General features: G+C 71.9%; 14 protein-coding genes. 11 read left to right on the top strand and 3 right to left on the bottom strand.

The window, feature by feature from the left end:
• Positions 1-169: 169 nt before the first annotated feature.
• The 4 genes from B4V04_RS10950 to B4V04_RS10935 all read left to right on the top strand — a co-directional run bounded on the left by B4V04_RS10950 (position 170) and on the right by B4V04_RS10935 (position 4,266).
• Positions 170-1,768, top strand: a complete 1,599-nt coding sequence (locus B4V04_RS10950; RefSeq protein ID WP_498231580.1) for a COG1361 S-layer family protein — start codon at positions 170-172, stop codon at positions 1,766-1,768.
• Positions 1,758-2,753 (top strand): ABC transporter ATP-binding protein, encoded by a 996-nt coding sequence (locus B4V04_RS10945; RefSeq protein WP_498231578.1) that lies wholly within the window; start codon positions 1,758-1,760, stop codon positions 2,751-2,753. The genes B4V04_RS10950 and B4V04_RS10945 overlap by 11 nt, the downstream gene beginning before the upstream one ends.
• Positions 2,746-3,531 carry an ABC transporter permease subunit gene (locus B4V04_RS10940; RefSeq protein WP_498231577.1) on the top strand — a complete coding sequence of 262 codons (786 nt, stop codon included), beginning with the start codon at positions 2,746-2,748 and terminating at the stop codon, positions 3,529-3,531. Before B4V04_RS10945 ends, B4V04_RS10940 begins: the two co-directional genes overlap by 8 nt.
• 117 nt (positions 3,532-3,648) lie before the next feature.
• Positions 3,649-4,266: a metal-dependent hydrolase gene (locus B4V04_RS10935; RefSeq protein ID WP_498231575.1), complete on the top strand. Its 618-nt coding sequence runs from the start codon at positions 3,649-3,651 to the stop codon at positions 4,264-4,266.
• Positions 4,267-4,279: 13 nt separating this feature from the next.
• Here the strand turns inward: B4V04_RS10935 and B4V04_RS10930 are convergent, their stop codons facing one another.
• Positions 4,280-5,584: an AGE family epimerase/isomerase gene (locus B4V04_RS10930; protein WP_498231573.1), complete on the bottom strand. Its 1,305-nt coding sequence runs from the start codon at positions 5,582-5,584 to the stop codon at positions 4,280-4,282.
• Positions 5,585-5,766: 182 nt separating this feature from the next.
• On the opposite strand from B4V04_RS10930, the gene trxA reads away from it, so the two are divergent.
• The 6 genes from trxA to B4V04_RS10900 all read left to right on the top strand — a co-directional run bounded on the left by trxA (position 5,767) and on the right by B4V04_RS10900 (position 11,317).
• Positions 5,767-6,108 carry a thioredoxin gene (gene trxA / locus B4V04_RS10925; protein ID WP_144797902.1) on the top strand — a complete coding sequence of 114 codons (342 nt, stop codon included), beginning with the start codon at positions 5,767-5,769 and terminating at the stop codon, positions 6,106-6,108.
• Positions 6,109-7,281: an aminotransferase class V-fold PLP-dependent enzyme gene (locus tag B4V04_RS10920; protein ID WP_498231571.1), complete on the top strand. Its 1,173-nt coding sequence runs from the start codon at positions 6,109-6,111 to the stop codon at positions 7,279-7,281. It abuts the gene before it with no gap.
• Positions 7,282-7,365: 84 nt separating this feature from the next.
• The gene (locus B4V04_RS10915) at positions 7,366-7,926 is read left to right on the top strand and encodes a class I SAM-dependent methyltransferase (protein ID WP_498231569.1); all 561 of its coding nucleotides are present in this window, start codon (positions 7,366-7,368) and stop codon (positions 7,924-7,926) included.
• A 97-nt stretch (positions 7,927-8,023) separates the two neighbouring features.
• The gene (locus tag B4V04_RS10910) at positions 8,024-9,124 is read left to right on the top strand and encodes a DoxX family protein (protein ID WP_498231567.1); all 1,101 of its coding nucleotides are present in this window, start codon (positions 8,024-8,026) and stop codon (positions 9,122-9,124) included.
• A gap of 89 nt (positions 9,125-9,213) precedes the next feature.
• Positions 9,214-10,503, top strand: coding sequence for a phosphoglucose isomerase-related protein (locus B4V04_RS10905; protein WP_498231566.1), 1,290 nt, complete (start codon positions 9,214-9,216; stop codon positions 10,501-10,503).
• 85 nt (positions 10,504-10,588) lie between these two features.
• Positions 10,589-11,317 (top strand): CPBP family intramembrane glutamic endopeptidase, encoded by a 729-nt coding sequence (locus B4V04_RS10900; protein WP_498231564.1) that lies wholly within the window; start codon positions 10,589-10,591, stop codon positions 11,315-11,317.
• A gap of 409 nt (positions 11,318-11,726) precedes the next feature.
• On the opposite strand, the gene B4V04_RS10895 is transcribed toward B4V04_RS10900, so the two are convergent.
• Together B4V04_RS10895 and B4V04_RS10890 are read right to left on the bottom strand one after the other, a co-directional pair.
• A complete protein-coding gene (locus B4V04_RS10895; protein WP_498231562.1) occupies positions 11,727-13,034 on the bottom strand; it encodes a DNA double-strand break repair nuclease NurA in 1,308 nt (435 codons plus the stop codon).
• Positions 13,035-13,126: 92 nt separating this feature from the next.
• Entirely contained in the window at positions 13,127-13,378 is a 252-nt protein-coding gene (locus B4V04_RS10890) for a hypothetical protein (protein WP_241662523.1), read from the bottom strand.
• Positions 13,379-13,617: 239 nt separating this feature from the next.
• On the opposite strand from B4V04_RS10890, the gene B4V04_RS10885 reads away from it, so the two are divergent.
• On the top strand, positions 13,618-15,531 hold the full coding sequence (locus B4V04_RS10885; RefSeq protein WP_498231561.1) for a methyl-accepting chemotaxis protein: 1,914 nt from the start codon (positions 13,618-13,620) through the stop codon (positions 15,529-15,531).
• The last annotated feature ends 33 nt before the right edge of the window (positions 15,532-15,564 follow it).

The raw sequence follows: 15,564 nt of genomic DNA, 5'->3' as shown, positions 1-15,564 counted from the left end.
CAGCGGAATAAGCGCCCCGTACCGGCCGCCGTCGGGACGGTCCGTCACCACGCGTAACCATATATGACCGGCGGGCGGAGTTGGACGTATGACACGTGGCCTCCGCTCGCGACCGGGCCGGGTTCGTTCGGCCGAGAGACGCACCGCAGCCGCCGGGTCGGTGAGCTGAGTGTCCCGACGAGCCCTCCCGGCCCTCGCCGTCGTCGCCGTCGTCGCGCTCCTCGTCGGGGCGTTCGGCGGACTCGCCGTCGCGCAGGAGGAGCCGCCGTTCGTCCGCGGCGAGCCCGACTTGGAGGTTTACGTCCCCGATTCGACGGTGACGCCGGGAACGGCGACGGAGCTCACGCTACAGATCGCGAACGACGGCGAGGTGGACGCCGGATCGGACGCCCGGCGGGCCACAGTCACGACCGCGCGGGCGGTCGTGGTCGCCGTTCGGAGCGACGACTCACCGCTCGTCGTCGAGACGGGGCGGTTCGCCGTCGGAACGATCGGCGAGGGCGCGGTCCGCGAGGTGCCTGTCTCGGTCAGGGTCCCGGCCGACGCGGAGCCGGGGCGGTACTCGCTCGACGTGCGGCTCCGGTACTCGCACACGTTCCTCTCGGCGCCGCGGAGCGGGGTCGTCCAGGACCGGACGCGGACGCGGACCGAGTCGGTATCGGTGACCGTCGACGACGCGCCCCGGTTCGCGATGCGGACGGTCGACGCGGACGTCCAGGTCGGCGGCTCCGGAACGCTCGCGGTGAACGTGACCAACGTCGGCGGCGAGCTCGCGCGCGACCTCTCGGTCGATCTCGCCGCGAACGGCCCCGATCTCGCGCTCGGCGAGACGGACCGGAACGCCGCTCGGGTCGATCGGCTCGCCCCCGGGGAGAACGCGACGGTCAGGTTCCCGGCGAGCGTCCGCGCGGACGCGGCCGCGGAGTCGCTCGGCCTCACCGGCACCGTGCGGTACACCGGCGTCGACGGCGTCCGCGACGCCCACGAGGGGATCCCGGTCGGGCTCCGACCGCGCGCCGAGCAGTCCTTCTCGGTCGAGGTCGACGACTCGACGCTCCGCGTCGGCGAGAACGGAACCGTCAGCGGGACGGTCCGCAACGACGGGCCGGCCGACGTTCGAGGCGTCGTCCTCGCGGTCGGCGACGGGGCGTTCGTCCCCCGCAGTCCGCGGTACGCAGTCGGCGACCTCGCCGCCGGCGAGAGCGCCGCCTTCCGGTTCCGCGGCGCGGTCCCGGCGAACGCGGACTCGGTCCCCCAGCAGCTGGTCCTCTCGACGAGCTACCGGAACGCCGCCGACGCCGAACGGACGGCCCGGGAGGCGGTGCGCGTTCCCGTCGCCGAGCGACGGGACGCGGTGACGGTGTCCGCGGTCGACCCACGGTTCGCGGCCGGTGAGGAGGGCGTGTTGCGGCTCGACGTGACGAACCGCCGCGACGTGGAGCTCCGGGACGTCGAACTGCGCCTCGCCGTCGACGCGCCGCTGGAGAGCGAGTTCCGGACGACCGTGATCCCGTCGCTGGCGGCCGGAGAGACGGGGCGAGTCGCGTTCGACCTCGCCGTCGACGCCGACGCGCCGGCGACCCGGTACCCGGCGAGCGTCGAAGTCGCCTACACCGACCCCGAGGGGAGTCGCGTCGACGGCGACGCCCGGACGGTGGCCGCCTCGGTCGTCGAACCGTCCGGCGGCGAGCTCCCCATCGAGGTCGGCGTGCTGATCGTCCTCCTGGTCCTCGTCGTCGCCGGCGCGTGGTGGTTCTATGTCCGGTGACGCCGCTCGCTCCGACGAGGCCGACCGCCCCCTCGTCGTCGAGGGGCTCACGAAGGAGTTCGGGAGCGTGGTCGCGAACGACGCCGTGTCGTTCGCCGTGAACGAGGGGGAGGTGTTCGGCTTCCTCGGCCCCAACGGCGCCGGGAAGTCGACGACGATACGGCTGCTGTTGGGGCTGTTGAAGCCCACCTCGGGGACGGCGACCGTGCTCGGCGCCGACGTCCGCGACGAGGCCGCGCTGACCGAAGCCAAGCGGCGGGTCGGGTACCTCCCGGCGCACCTCGGGTTCACCGAGGAGGCGACCGGGGAGGCGGTGCTCGACTACCACGGCGCGATGAAGGGCGACGGTCGCCGCGAGGAGCTGTTGGAGCTGTTCACCCCGCCGGTCGACCGACCGATACGCGAGTACTCGACCGGGAACAAGCGGATGCTCGGACTGGTGCAGGCGTTCATGCACGACCCCGACCTCGTGATCATGGACGAGCCCACCGCCGGGCTCGACCCGCTCAAGCAGGAGGCGTTCAACGAGTTCGTCCGGAGCGAGCGCGACCGCGGCACGACCGTGTTCTTCTCCTCGCACGTCCTGAGCGAGGTCCGGCGCGTCTGCGACCGCGTCGGCATCCTCCGCGGCGGGTCGCTCGTCGAACTCGAGAACGTCGAGGCGCTGCTCCACCGCGGCGGGAAACACGTGCGGGTCCACGCGAGCGACGCGGCGATCGCGGCGATAGCCGACCTCGACGGCGTCGTCGACCCCGAGCGGTTCGCCGAAGGCGCCCAGTTCATCTACGCCGGCGACGTCAACGCGCTCCTCCGCGAGCTCGCGGCCCACGACGTCCGCGACGTGGAGATCGGGGAACCACCGATCGAGGACGTGTTCGCGCACTACTACGGCGGCGAGGGAACGACGAACGAGAGGGACGTGGCGGCGAACGAGAGCGACGGAGCGGCGGGCGCGAGCGACGGGGCGGGGGCGACGGATGTTTGAGACGGCCCGGTACGAGGGGAGGCGGCGGCTCCGCGGCGCCGCGATTCTCTCGGCCGGCGTCGGGGCGTACGCCGGGTTCATCGTCTGGTACTTCACCGTCTTGGAGGGCGTCGACTACGAGGACGTCTTCGAGGACCTGCCGCCGGCGATGCTGGACGCGTTCGGCATCCAGAGCCTGTCGACGATCGAGGGGTTCCTCGGCGCGCAGCTGTTCAGCTTCGTCTGGCTGCTCGGGCTGGGGCTGTACTTCGCGTACGTCGCCGGCGGCCTCGTCGCGCGCGACGTCGAGACGGAGCGGATGGACCTCCTCCTGTCGTTCCCCGTCACGCGCTCCCGGCTCCTCGTCGAGAAGTTCGCGGCCCTGCTCGTCCCCATGGTCGCCGTCAACGCCATCGGCGGCGCGGCGATCTACCTGTTCGTCGTCGCCGTCGGGGAGACGATCGCCGTCGATCACCTCGTCTTGGCGCACCTGCTATCGGTCCCGTTCCTCCTCGTCTGCGCGGGGATCGGCCTCGCGTTCTCCGTCGCCGTCGACCGCGCGGCGATCGCCGAGCGGGGCGCCGTCGGCGCCGTCTTCGTCCTCTACCTCGTCGAGTCCGTCGTCGGAGGCGCCGAGGGGTACGACTGGATACAGTACCTGAGCCCGACGCAGTACTACGAGCCGACGCCGATCCTGATAGACGGGTCGTTCGAACCGATCGACTCGGCCATCCTCCTCGTCGCGTTCGTCGGCCTGCTGATCCTCTCGCAGGCGCTGTTCGAGCGTCGAGACATCTGAATCGAGGCCACTCAGGCGCGATACGCATCCGTCTGAGTGATTCGGCCGACAACTATGGTAACAGTTACCCACCCGCCCGACACGTTCAAATATTTCTGTCGCTTTCGTTCCGCCACGATGATGCTCCCGACCCACGTGCTCGCCGGGATGCTGCTCGCCGCGCCGCTCGTGCGCCTGGCGCCGGAGCTGGCGGCCGTGGGGTTCGCCGCGGGCTTCCTCGGCGGCCTGTTCCCGGACCTCGACATGTACACCGGTCACCGGAAGACGCTCCACTACCCCGTCTACTACTCGGCGGCCGCCGGCGTCGCCCTCGTCGTCGCCCTGGCGGCCCCCTCGGCGGTCACCGTCGCCGCGGCCCTGTTCCTCCTCGGGGCGGCGCTCCACAGCGTCTCGGACATGTACGGCGGCGGGCTGGAGCTGCGACCGTGGGAGGGGAACTCCGATCGCGCGGTGTACGACCACTACCGGAGACGCTGGATCGCGCCGCGCCCCGGCGTCAGGTACGACGGCGCGGCCGAGGACCTCGCCCTCTCCGTCGGGCTGTCGCTCCCGCTCCTCTACCTGCTCGACGGCCACCTCCGGCTGGCCGTGCTCGGGACGCTGCTCGTCGCCGCCGTGTACACGGTCCTCCGCCGACACCTCGCGGAGCTCGCCGCCCTCGCCATCCCGCTCGTGCCGGCGGCGCTGACCTCGTACCTGCCGGACCGGTACGCCGACGAGGGCCCCTGCGAGTAGCGGCTCGGCGAGCTCAGTCCGCTCCGCCCTCGGTCCCGGCCCCTCCCTCGACCTCCGCGAGCGCCGAGCGGCGGCTCTCGAAGTACGCGCCGGCCGGGTGGTAGTCGGGCTCGACGCCCGGCGGCTCCGGCGCGACGAGGTCGCCGTCGGCGGCGGCCGGGAGCCGCTTCTCGTACCAGACGCCGGCCGGTCCGCGGAACAGGTCGGTCCGGACCAGAAAGCGGCGGTGCCACCGCCGGAACCGCGCCGCGGCGTCCGCGTCGCCGCGCGCCGCCGCCCGCTCCGCGAGCGCCGCCGCCGCCCCGAGCCCCTCCGCGAGCGCCCAGCCGTAGCGGTCCTCGACGAGCGGGGTCCCGTCGGCCGCGTGGGTGTAGACGAACCCGTTCTCCGTCCAGCCGCGGTCGACGGCGGCGTCGAACAGCTCGGCGGCGCGCTCGTACCAGCTGACCTCGGAACCGGTGGAGGACCCCTCCGGACCGTCCGCGTCGTACCGGTCGAGGAGCGCGAGGAGCTTCGCCCACTCGACGTGATGGCCCGGCTGGTACCCCGGCGGGCGGAACTGATGGCGGGGCTCGTCGGCGTTGTACCCGAAGTCGTGCTCCCACTCGGCCGTGTAATGCTCCCAGAGGAGGCCGTCCGTCTCGACCGCGAGGTCGACCGCGACCGCCTCGGCGACGTGGCGCGCCCGGTCGAGATAGCGGCCCTCGCCCGTCGCCTCGTGGGCGGCGAGGTACGCCTCGCAGGCGTGCATGTTCGCGTTCTGGCCGCGATACGGCTCCAGCTCGGTCCACTCCGCGTCGCAGTCGCTCCGGAGCAGCCCGGCGTCGTCGCGGAGCCGGTCCTCGATCAGCGCGTGGGTCGCCGCGAGGTCCTCGCGGGCGCCGTCGAGCCCGGCGTCCGCGGCGCGGGCGTACGCCAGCAGGACGAACGCGTGACCGTACGCCGACCGGGTGCGGTCGACCGGCGTGCCGTCGGCCGCGACGACGAGCCGGTAGCCGCCGTCCTCGCTCCGATGCGCCTCGCGGAGGAACCGCAGCCCGTGTTCGGCGGCGGGGCGACACCAGTCCGGGCCGTCGGCGAGGGCGCCGAGCGCGAAGTTTGCGACCGACCGGCAGGTCGCGACCAGGTGTCGGCGGTCGTCGGTGTAGTGGTCTCCCGTCTCCGGGTGGAGGAGGCGGTAGCCGCGGTCGGCGAGCGCGTCCGGGTACTGGACGCGCAGCGTCGCGAGCAGCCGCGCCCGGCTCGAACGAGCCCGGTAGCGGGCGGCCGGTGGCGTCGCGTCGGTCGGCGTCGCGTCGGTCGGCGTCGCGTCGGTCATCGGTTTCAACGGGGACGCCTCGGCGACTAATGCCTGTCGGCGGGCGCGCTGGCCCCGAGCGGCAGGCCTCCCGTGCGAGCGCGACCGCCGAGGAGGCCCCCGGCGCGCCAGTGACACTCGTCCACACGGTATTGTGTGATTTGCCCAAAACTATTATCAGCGCAGGGGGCGTAGAGAGCGATATGAGTTCACCCGAATCCGTTCCCGCGGAACCGATCCAGCTGTCCGACCCCGACGACTTCGACGACCTCGTCGCCGCCCACGACGTGGTCCTCGTCGACTTCCACGCCGACTGGTGCGGCCCGTGTCAGATGATGGAGCCCGCCGTGGAGGCGGTCGCCGCGGAGACCGACGCCGCCGTCGTGAAGGTCGACGTCGACGTCCACCAGTCGCTCGCGGCCGAGTACGGCGTCCAGAGCATCCCGACGCTGCTGGTGTTCGCCGGCGGCGAGCTCGTCGACCGAAGGGTCGGCGCGCAGAGCGAGGACGCCCTGACGGACGCCGTCGCGGAGCACGGCGCCTGAATGGCCGACCGCGACGGCGACGCCGCGGCGTTCCGAGACGCGGCGACCTCCGGTGACGCGATGACGCCCCGAGAGCTGCGCGCGGACGTGCCGGCGCTCGGCGAGGCGGCGTACTTCAACTTCGGCGCGCACGGGCCGAGCCCCGAGTACGTCGTCGAGGCAGCCGGCGAGTTCGTCGCCGACCACGAGTACGGCTCGGCGACGACCGACCCCTACGGGTACGCCTTCGAGACGTACGAGTCGGTCCGCGAGCGGATCGCCGCGTTCGTCGGCGCCGACGCCGACGAGATCGCCCTCACCGAGAGCACGACCGACGGGATCACCCGGATCGCCGGCGCGATCGACTGGGAGCCCGGCGACGTGGTCGTCCGGACCGACCTGGAGCACCCGGCCGGAATCCTCCCGTGGAAGCGGCTCGAACGCGAGGGCGTCGAGGTCCGTATCCTCGAGACCGAGGACGGCCGCGTCGACCGCGACGAGTACGCCGAGGCGGTCGCCGACGCGCGGCTCGTCTGCTTCAGTGCGATCACGTGGACCCACGGGACGCGGCTCCCGGTCGCCGACCTCGTCGAGGTCGCGAACGACGCCGGCGCGTTCACCCTCGTCGACGCCGTCCAGTCGCCCGGCCAAGTCCCGCTCGACGTGTCGGCGTGGGGCGCCGACGCGGTCGCCGCCGCGGGTCACAAGTGGGTCCTCGGCCCCTGGGGCGCCGGCTTCCTCTACGTCGACCGCGAGGCCGCCGCCGAGCTGGCGCCCCGCGCCGTCGGCTACCGCGGCGTGGAGGACCCGAGCGCGTCCGAGATCGAGTACAAGGAGGGCGCGAAGCGGTTCGAGGTTGGCTCGACGACCGCGGCCGCCCACGTCGGCCTCGTCGAGGCGCTCGACGCGATCGAGGCGGTCGGCCTCGACGCGATCGAGTCCCGGATCGAGACGCTCACCGACCGGCTCAAGGCGGGCGTCCCCGAGGAACGGCTCCTGAGCCCCCGCGAGTTCGAGAGCGGGCTCGTCACGGTCGACGTCGACGACCCCGAGGCGACCGTCGAGCGCCTCGCGGAGCGGGACATCGTCGTCCGCGCGCTGCCGTATCCCAACGCGATCCGCGCCTCGATTCACGCCGTCTCGACCGAGTCCGAGGTCGACCGGCTGGTCGACGCGCTCGCCGCGGAGTGGTGAGGGCACCGGACCGCGCGACCGCCCGCCGGCGCTCGCGGTCCGGCCGACCGGACGCGTTTTCACACTCGACGCTCAAGACTTCGCATGGGTTTTCACACGTTCGACGCCGACCGGGCGGCGGAGCTTGAGCGTCCCGAGGTCCGCTACCGCTGGGTGTCCGCCGAGGAGCTGATCGGCCCCCTCGCGGCCGCCGACGTCGAGGTCGTCGCCGACCTCGGCAGCGGCACCGGGTTCTACACCGACGACGTCGCCCCGCACGCCGAGACCGTCTACGGCGTCGACGTGCAGCCGGAGATGCACGACCTGTACCGCGAGAAGGGCGTGCCGGAGAACGTCGAGCTCGTCGCGAGCGACGTGGCGGACCTCCCGTTCGCGGACGGCGAGCTCGACGCCGCTTTCTCGACGATGACGTACCACGAGTTCGCGAGCGACGCCGCGATCGCGGAGCTCGCGCGAACGATCCGGTCCGGCGGGCCCCTCGTCACCTTCGACTGGACCGCCGAGGGCGACGGCGCCGACGGCCCGCCGACCGACGAGCGGTTCGCCGCCGGCGACGCGGTCGCGGCGCTGGAGGCGGCCGGGTTCGAGGTCGTCTCCGAGTCGACGCGCACGGAGACGTTCGCCGTCGTCGCCCGGGCGCCGTAGGCGGCGGTCGTCGCAGCCACGAAATCGCCGTCTCGCGGTCGCTCTCGAACGTCCGTGAAGAAATACCGTTAGGTGCGTTCGGACCCTAGACGCGGTTATGTCCGTTCGCTCCCGATCGGTCGCGCTCGCCGCGCTCGCCCTGTTCGCGACGCTCGCCGCGCGGCCGGTCGCGGCCCACGTCGACTACGTCACCGAGGACTCGGGCGACCCGCTCGACGCGGTCGCGTTCACCGCCGAGGTGCTCTCCGACCCGTTCAACGCGGCTCTGTTCGCGGGCTCCGGCCTCGTCGCGGTCGCCGGGATCGCCGCGTACCTGTGGGTGCGTCCGACGATCGTTGACGTCGTGGTCCTCCGCGAGACGCTCGTCGGCTACGGGGACCTCGTGCCGTGGATGCTGCGGCTCGCCGTCGGCCTCCCCCTCGTCGGCGCCGGCTTCCAGGGATACCTGTTCGCGCCGACGCTCTCGTTCGACCCCGGGGCGAGCCCGCTCCTCCGGGTGCTGTTTATCGGCCTCGGCTTCTGTCTCCTCTTCGGGCTCGCGACCCGGATCGCCTCGGCGGCCGGGCTGCTGACGTACGCCTGGGTCCTCGTCGCCGTCGACCCCGGCGCCGTCATCGCGATGGAGTACGTCCCTGTCCTGATCGCGCTGGCGGTCCTCGGCGGCGGGCGCCCGAGCGCCGACGATATGCTCTTGGAGGTCGCGAGCACCCCGGGCTCGTACTACGGCCGGGTCGACCCCGTCCACCACCTGAAGGCCTTCTTGGACGAGTCGACGGCCCCCCTGCGGCGGTACGTCCCGACGGTCCTCCGGGTCGGGATGGGCGTCACGTTCGTCTACCTCGGCCTGATCCAGAAGCTCGCGGACCCCGGCAGCGCGCTGCAGGTCGTCGAGAAGTACGACCTCACGTCGGTCGTCCCCGTCGACCCCGGGCTGTGGGTGGTCGGCGCCGGAGTCACCGAGATGGCGGTGGGGCTGGCGCTGATCTTCGGCTTCTTCACCCGCGGGGCGGCTGCGCTCTCGTTCGTGCTGTTCACGACGACGCTGTTCGGGCTCCCGGACGACCCCGTGCTCGCCCACGTCGCGCTGTTCGGCATGGCCTCGGCGGTCTTCACGCTCGGCTCCGGGCCGCTCGCGTTCGACCGGTGGGTCGGCCGCCCCGCGCTCGCCGACGGCGAGTCGGTCATTCCGGCCGACTGAGCGGGTCGCCGCGAGCGCCGCCCGCTCGTCGGCAGCCAAGCTCCGCCACACCGACCGGTTTTAAGCCGCGCTCGCCCGCGTGGTGGGGTATGAACGTGGACCTCGGCAACGCACTGGAGACGACGCCCGGACTCACCCGGGAGACGCTGGAACGCCTCGACGAGCGCGTGGCGGACGCGCACGACCGGATCGCCGCCGGCATGGCCGACGACGAGTTCGGCTACGCCGCCTTGACGCTCCCCGAGACGGCCGATCCGGACGCGATCCGCGCGGCGACCGACCGCTTCGACCGCCCGGAGGCCGTCCTGACGGTCGGGATCGGCGGGAGCGCGCTCGGCGCGGCGACGATCGCGAACGCCCTCGACAGCGACGTGGACGCCTACTTCCTCGACAACGTCGACCCCGACGCGGTCGACGCCCTGCTCGACGACCTCCCGCTCGCCGACACCGTCGTCAACGTCGTCTCGCGGTCCGGGACGACCGCGGAGACGCTCGCGAACTTCCTCGTCGTGCGCGAGGCGATGGACGACGCGGGCGTCGACTGGACCGAGCGCACCCTCGTGACGACCGGGGAGGAGGGGAACCTCCGCGCGCTCGCCGACGACCACGACCTCCCCGCGCTCGACGTGCCGGACGGGGTGCCGGGGCGCTTCACCGCGCTCTCGACCGTCGGGCTCGCGGTGCCGGCGCTGCAGGGCCACGACATCGAGGCCGTGCTGGCGGGCGGGCGCGACGGGATGGAGAGCCTCTCGGGCTCGCTGTTCGCGACGCCCGCGTACGCCTACGGCGCGGCGACGTACGCGCTCGCGGAGCGCGGCGCGCTCACGAACGCCGTGATGCCGTACGCGGAGTCGCTGGAGACGTTCGCGGAGTGGTTCGCGCAGCTGTGGGCCGAGAGCCTCGGCAAGGACGGGCTCGGCCAGACCCCGGCGCGGGCGCTCGGCGCGACCGACCAGCACTCGCAGCTCCAGCTGTACCGCGCCGGCCCGCCGGACAAGCTCGTCTCGCTGATCCGGCCGACGGAGCGCGCCGAGACCGGGATCCCCGAGACCGACCTCGACGGGCTCGCCTACCTCGGTGGCTCGTCGCTCGGCGAGCTGTTGGACGCCGAGTTCGAGGCGACCGAAGCGAGCCTCGCGGCCGCGGGCGTGCCGAACCTGCGCGTCGAGATCGACCGCGTCGACGAGCGGAGCCTCGGCGAGCTCCTCTACGGGATGGAGGCGGCCTGCGTGCTGTACGGCGAGCTCGCGAGCGTCTCGACGTTCACGCAGCCCGCGGTCGAGTGGGGGAAGAAGGCGGCCCGCGGGCTGCTCGGCGGCGGCGACTTCCCCGAGGCCGACGCCGTCGCCGACAAGCGCGAACTGCGGATCGAGCAGTGAGCCGTCGGCGAGCCGTGCGCGATCCCCGGCGCGAGTCCCGTCGCCTTCCGGTGCCGATAAACCGCCGCAAGTCGTACGGCCGCCGATGAGCGAGACGCCGCCCGAGCCGATGAACCGTGTCCTCCGCGTCGCCAGCGCGGCGTTCGCCGTCCTCCTCGCGCTGTTCGTCGCCAGCGCGGTGACCGCGCCCCTCTCCGAGTTCGCCGTCTCGCTCGGGCTGGTGGGCCAGGGGACGACCGGCCTGCAGGTGCTTCGGACCCTGCTCCAGTTCGCCGGGTTCCTGGCCGCGGTCGTCGGCTACCTCGCGATCACCGACCAGTGGGGGCTCGTCGGCGTCTCCCGACCGACGCTCCGGGACGCCGGGCTCGTCCTCGGCGGCGGCGTCGCCCTGTTCGCGTTCCAGTACGGCGCGCTGCTCGTGCTCGGCGAGATCGGGCTCACGACCGGGCGGAACCAGGCGGTCGTGCCCGACGGCGACCCGGTGACGTACTACCTCGTCATGGTCGCCGTGTCGCTGTTCGTCGTCGGTCCGGTCGAGGAGGCGCTGTTCCGGGGGGTCGTTCAGGGCGGCCTTCGGCGCGCGTTCGGCGCGGCCCCGGCGATCCTGCTCGCGAGCCTCGCGTTCGGGCTGGTCCACCTCCCCTCGGTCTCGGGGAGTCCCGGCCAGCGATGGGCGTACGTCACCGTCGTCCTCGTGCTCGGCTCGGTGCTCGGAGTGCTCTACGAGCACACGGAGAACGTGATCGTGCCCGGGCTCGCGCACGGCGTGTACAACGCCGTCATCTACGTGGTGTTGCTCGCGCAGTCGCTGTAAATAGTTGATCGCGGATCAGCGGTGACCACCTCCAAAGCCCCAGCCGCTCGGCTGTACGTGAACGACGACTCCGCGGTGACCACCTCCAAAGCCCCAGCCGCTCGGCTGTACGTGAACGACGACTCCGCGGTGACCACCTCCAAAGCCCCAGCCGCGAGGTGGGCGCACGCTCGCTGCGCTCCTCAGTCGCTCACTTCGTTCGCTCCCTGCGGTGCTTGCGTCGCCTGTGCCCACCTCGCGACTGCCCCTTTGAGTCCCACCCCGCCCCGCACAGCACCGCACCTCACGCCTCCCCAGCCTCGCGGCTCACGCTTCGCGGCTTCGCCGCTCGCGTTCGCCGCGTCCCTCGCGCGTGCTCCTCGCGCCCTGTGGGCGCTCGGAGGCACGCGCCGGCCGCGTTTACGAGGAGTTAGAACTGCGCCTTCCCCCACCGCAGGTCGTCGTACGTCGCCTGCTGGTCGCTGTCGAACCGCTCCTCGAACTTCCGGCGGAGCGCGGCCTTCTCCGTGGCGGCGATCCGCGCCAGCTCGTCGGCCTTCGCGACCGCCTCGGGCGGCCCCCGCGTCGTCGCCACCTCGGCGAGGACCTGTCGGGTGAGCCGGTCGCGGGTCTCGGCGTCGCGGGCGAACGCGTACGGCGCCTCCAGCTTGTACGTCACGTCGGTCCGGGGGTCGTAGGCGATCATGAACGTCGGCTCGTACAGCTCGGGGTCCAGCTCGCGGTCGATCCCGAGCGCGTCGCCGTCGGCGGCCATCGTCGCGTCGGCGCCCCCGCGGCTGCGGAACCACGTGGTGAACGTGAGCGCGTCGTCGAGGCGGTCGCCGCGCCGGCTCTCGCCCTCCCGACTCGCGCTGCCCCGACCGAACGCCTCGTCGGCCGGTCGGTCGGGGTCCTCCCGCCGCTCCAGCAGTCGGGTGAACAGCGCGGTGTCGTCGGGCCACGGCGGCTCGACGCCCTTCCGCGCCAGCGCGCGGACGATCGTCCCGCTGGAGGGGTTCTTCACGAAGCCGGCGAGGGGCACGTCGCGCTCGACGAACCGCTCGACCAGCCGGACGTACTTCTCGACGACCGCGCGGGGCTTCGCCTCGCGGGCGAGCGCGCCGAGCTCGGGGTTGCGGTCGTCCCACGTGAACAGCTCCTTCGGGTAGATGGGCCCGTCGAGGACGAGCAGGTCGTCGACCTCGTCGGCGTGGGCGAGCGCGTGGGTGCCCTCGGCGAGGTAGAGGGCGAGCGCGTGGACGACCCCCTCCGCGTACCGGTTCACCCGCGGCGCGTGGAGCACGCGCTGGCGGGTGTGGCCGTCGTCGCGCTTCCGCCAGTCGTCGTCGAAGTCGGCGGTGGAGTCGCCGGCGTGCACGGTGGCGACGATCGTGCGGTCACGGTGGAGCTCCAGGTCCGTCGGGTCGCTCGCCATCGCGGCGTGCGCCACGTCGACGACGAGCCCGTTCTTGAACGTGGTCGGGTTGATCGTGCCGGAGTCGAGCCCGTGGACCGTCTCGAACGGGCGCTCGGCGAGGGCGGCGTCGTCGATGGGGGCCAGTCGGCGCTCGTGCTCGCCGACGGGCTCGATCACGACGCGGCCGTCGCGGCGGAGTTCGGGGAGCCAGTCGCGCCACACCCGCCCCGCGAGGTCGTCGTGGTCGGTCGTGTCCACGTCGCTCGCGATCCCGTACGCGAGCCGCGCGATGTTCTCGACGTGGATCGGATCGAGCGTCACGGCCGTACCGCCGTTCGGAGGGATATAAAACGCGTCGGCTCCGGCGGGCGAGCCGCGCCGTTCCGAGACCTCGGAGGGCCGAGCGCGGAGCGCTACTCTCCTCCTCTCTCCTCGCTCGCCCGTCGGGTCACGGCCCTGTTATGCAATCGGTCGAGCCCGAGCGTGAGCACGAAGAAGCTCCCGCCGACGTAGAGGAGCGACTGCGGCTCGGCGACGAGCCGACTTATCAGTCCGTTCCCGTAGCCGATCACGGTGCTCAGATACCCCAGTACCGACGCCGTCCACCCGAGCCCCGTGAGGCCGGTGAGCTGGTTAAGCAGATCTTTATCGGTGTCCCGTATCACTCTCAGCGACATGATGGTCGTAACATCACCTTAACCCGACTACTCGGTGATGGTACATAAATTATTTTCACAATATTGAGAATGTACTTATCTTGTGATTGTCCGGGATTCGATACTCTTCGTCTCGCGAACTCGAGCGCGTCCGACTCCCGTCCGGCGAACGCTCTGCCATCGATCGACAGTATCAGACGTAATATTCGGAGGACGTGAATTTTTAACCGGTACGACGATGACCGACCATGACCGAATCAGCGACCGGTACAGCGGCGGACGCGTCGGGAGCGTCCGGAGTGGCTAAAATCCGCGAGATTATCAGATACATCCCGGACGGCACGACGATACCGGAGGAGATGTGGAGCGGCCGCCACCGGAGCATCCTGATCGGGATCGCGGTGCAGGTGCCGCTTCTGATCGCGCTGGGGCTGTACTCGGGGACCGAGTCGTTCACCGGCGCGGAGATCCCCGCGGTGCCCGCGTGGATGCTCGGCGGGTTCACAGCACTCATCCTCGGTACGGCGGCGCTGGCGAACTGGTCGCGGCTCGGCCGCCGCCAGCGGACGGTGCTCGCGGCGTTCAGCGCGATGACGGTGTCGATGGCGCTCGTGAAGCTCTCCGGGGGCTACATCGAGGCGCACTTCCACTTCTTCGTGTTCATCGCGGTGCTCGCGCTGTACGAGGACTGGCTCCCGTTCGCCGTCGGCATGCTGTACGTCGCGATCGGCCACGGCGCGTTCAGCCTCATCGACTCCAGCCTCGTCTACAACCACCCGGCCGCGATCGCCAACCCGATCGTCTGGGGCGGGATCCACGCCGTCTTTATCACGGCGCTTGCGACGGCGCTGATGGTGAACTGGTACTCCATCGAGAAGTCGCGCGAGGAGGCGCAGCGCCAGCTCGACCTCGTCTCCCAGCAGAAGTCGGAGATACAGGACGTCGAGGAGGCGAAGGCGGAGGTGGAGCAGCGCCGCGAGGAGGTCGAGTGGCTGAACCAGCACCTCGAGGCGAAGGCCGACGACTACAGCGCGACGATGGACCTGGCGGCCGACGGCGACCTCACGGTCCGGCTCGACGCCGACAGCGAGAGCGAGGCGATGGAGCAGATCGGCGCCGCGTTCAACGAGATGATGGACGACATCGAGTCGACGATGCGGGACGTCCAGTCGTTCGCCGGCGAGGTGTCCGCGGCCAGCGAGAAGACGGTCGAGGGCGTCGACACCGCCGAGGCGCGCAGCGAGGACGTGCGCCGGTCGATCGAGGAGATCGCCGAGGGCGCGGACGACCAGCGCGAGATGCTCGAACAGGTCTCCGGCGAGATGAACAACCTCTCGGCGACGATCGAGGAGGTCGCCTCCTCGACGGAAACGGTCGCGGACGCGGCCCAGCAGACGGCGTCGATCGCCGACGAGGGGCAGGACACCGCGGGCGAGGCGATAGACAGCGTCCGGGATTCGCGGGAGTCGATCGGCGCGACCGCGGAGAAGGTCAGGGTCCTCGACGAGCGGATGGAGGACATCGGCGAGATCGTCGACCTCATAAGCGACATCGCGGAGCAGACGAACCTGCTCGCCTTGAACGCCAACATCGAGGCCGCGCGGGCGGGCGGGGGAAGCGGCGGGAGCGACGGGTTCGCGGTCGTCGCCGACGAGGTGAAACAGCTCGCCGAGGAGACCCAGGAGGCGGCCCAAGAGATCGAGGAGCTCATCGCCGGCACGCAGGCGCAGACGCAGGCGACCGTCGAGGAGGTCCGGACCGCGGAAGAGCATATGGAGGCCAGCGCCGAGGCGGTCAGCGACGCCGCCGACGCGTTCGCCGAGGTGGCGGACAACGCCGCGGAGACCGACGACGGGATCCGCGAGATCAGCAAGGCGACCGACGACCAGGCCGCGAGCACCGAGGAGACGGTGTCGATGGCGGAGGAGGTGGCGGGGATCAGTAAGTCGACCGCCGACGAGGCCGACGAGGTGGGCGAGGCGGCCGACGAGCAGCTCGCCGCGATGTCGCAGGCGACCGACGAGGCCGGCTCGCTCGCCGACCAGGCCGAGCGGCTCCGCGCGCTGCTCCGGAAGTTCGAGGTCGGCGGGGAGTCGCCCGACGACCCGTCGGCGTCGGGGGCGCGTACCGTCGCGATGGGCGACGGCGGGCAGTCGGACTGAGACGGCGGCCTCGGACCGCCCGCCGACCGGACT

It is taken from the genome of Halorubrum sp. B52, assembly GCF_059752555.1.
Note: the sequence above shows the minus strand (reverse complement) of the source record. Positions and strands in the feature narration are given on the sequence as shown.

What these genes read in the sequence shown, in the direction of transcription:
- B4V04_RS10945 (WP_498231578.1), top strand. Translation starts at nt 1,758, where the DNA reads ATGTCCGGTGACGCCGCTCGCTCCGACGAGGCCGACCGCCCCCTCGTC.
- B4V04_RS10940 (WP_498231577.1), top strand. Translation starts at nt 2,746, where the DNA reads ATGTTTGAGACGGCCCGGTACGAGGGGAGGCGGCGGCTCCGCGGCGCC.
- B4V04_RS10935 (WP_498231575.1), top strand. Translation starts at nt 3,649, where the DNA reads ATGATGCTCCCGACCCACGTGCTCGCCGGGATGCTGCTCGCCGCGCCG.
- B4V04_RS10930 (WP_498231573.1), bottom strand. Translation starts at nt 5,584, where the DNA reads ATGACCGACGCGACGCCGACCGACGCGACGCCGACCGACGCGACGCCA.
- trxA (WP_144797902.1), top strand. Translation starts at nt 5,767, where the DNA reads ATGAGTTCACCCGAATCCGTTCCCGCGGAACCGATCCAGCTGTCCGAC.
- B4V04_RS10920 (WP_498231571.1), top strand. Translation starts at nt 6,109, where the DNA reads ATGGCCGACCGCGACGGCGACGCCGCGGCGTTCCGAGACGCGGCGACC.
- B4V04_RS10915 (WP_498231569.1), top strand. Translation starts at nt 7,366, where the DNA reads ATGGGTTTTCACACGTTCGACGCCGACCGGGCGGCGGAGCTTGAGCGT.
- B4V04_RS10910 (WP_498231567.1), top strand. Translation starts at nt 8,024, where the DNA reads ATGTCCGTTCGCTCCCGATCGGTCGCGCTCGCCGCGCTCGCCCTGTTC.
- B4V04_RS10905 (WP_498231566.1), top strand. Translation starts at nt 9,214, where the DNA reads ATGAACGTGGACCTCGGCAACGCACTGGAGACGACGCCCGGACTCACC.
- B4V04_RS10900 (WP_498231564.1), top strand. Translation starts at nt 10,589, where the DNA reads ATGAGCGAGACGCCGCCCGAGCCGATGAACCGTGTCCTCCGCGTCGCC.
- B4V04_RS10885 (WP_498231561.1), top strand. Translation starts at nt 13,618, where the DNA reads ATGACCGAATCAGCGACCGGTACAGCGGCGGACGCGTCGGGAGCGTCC.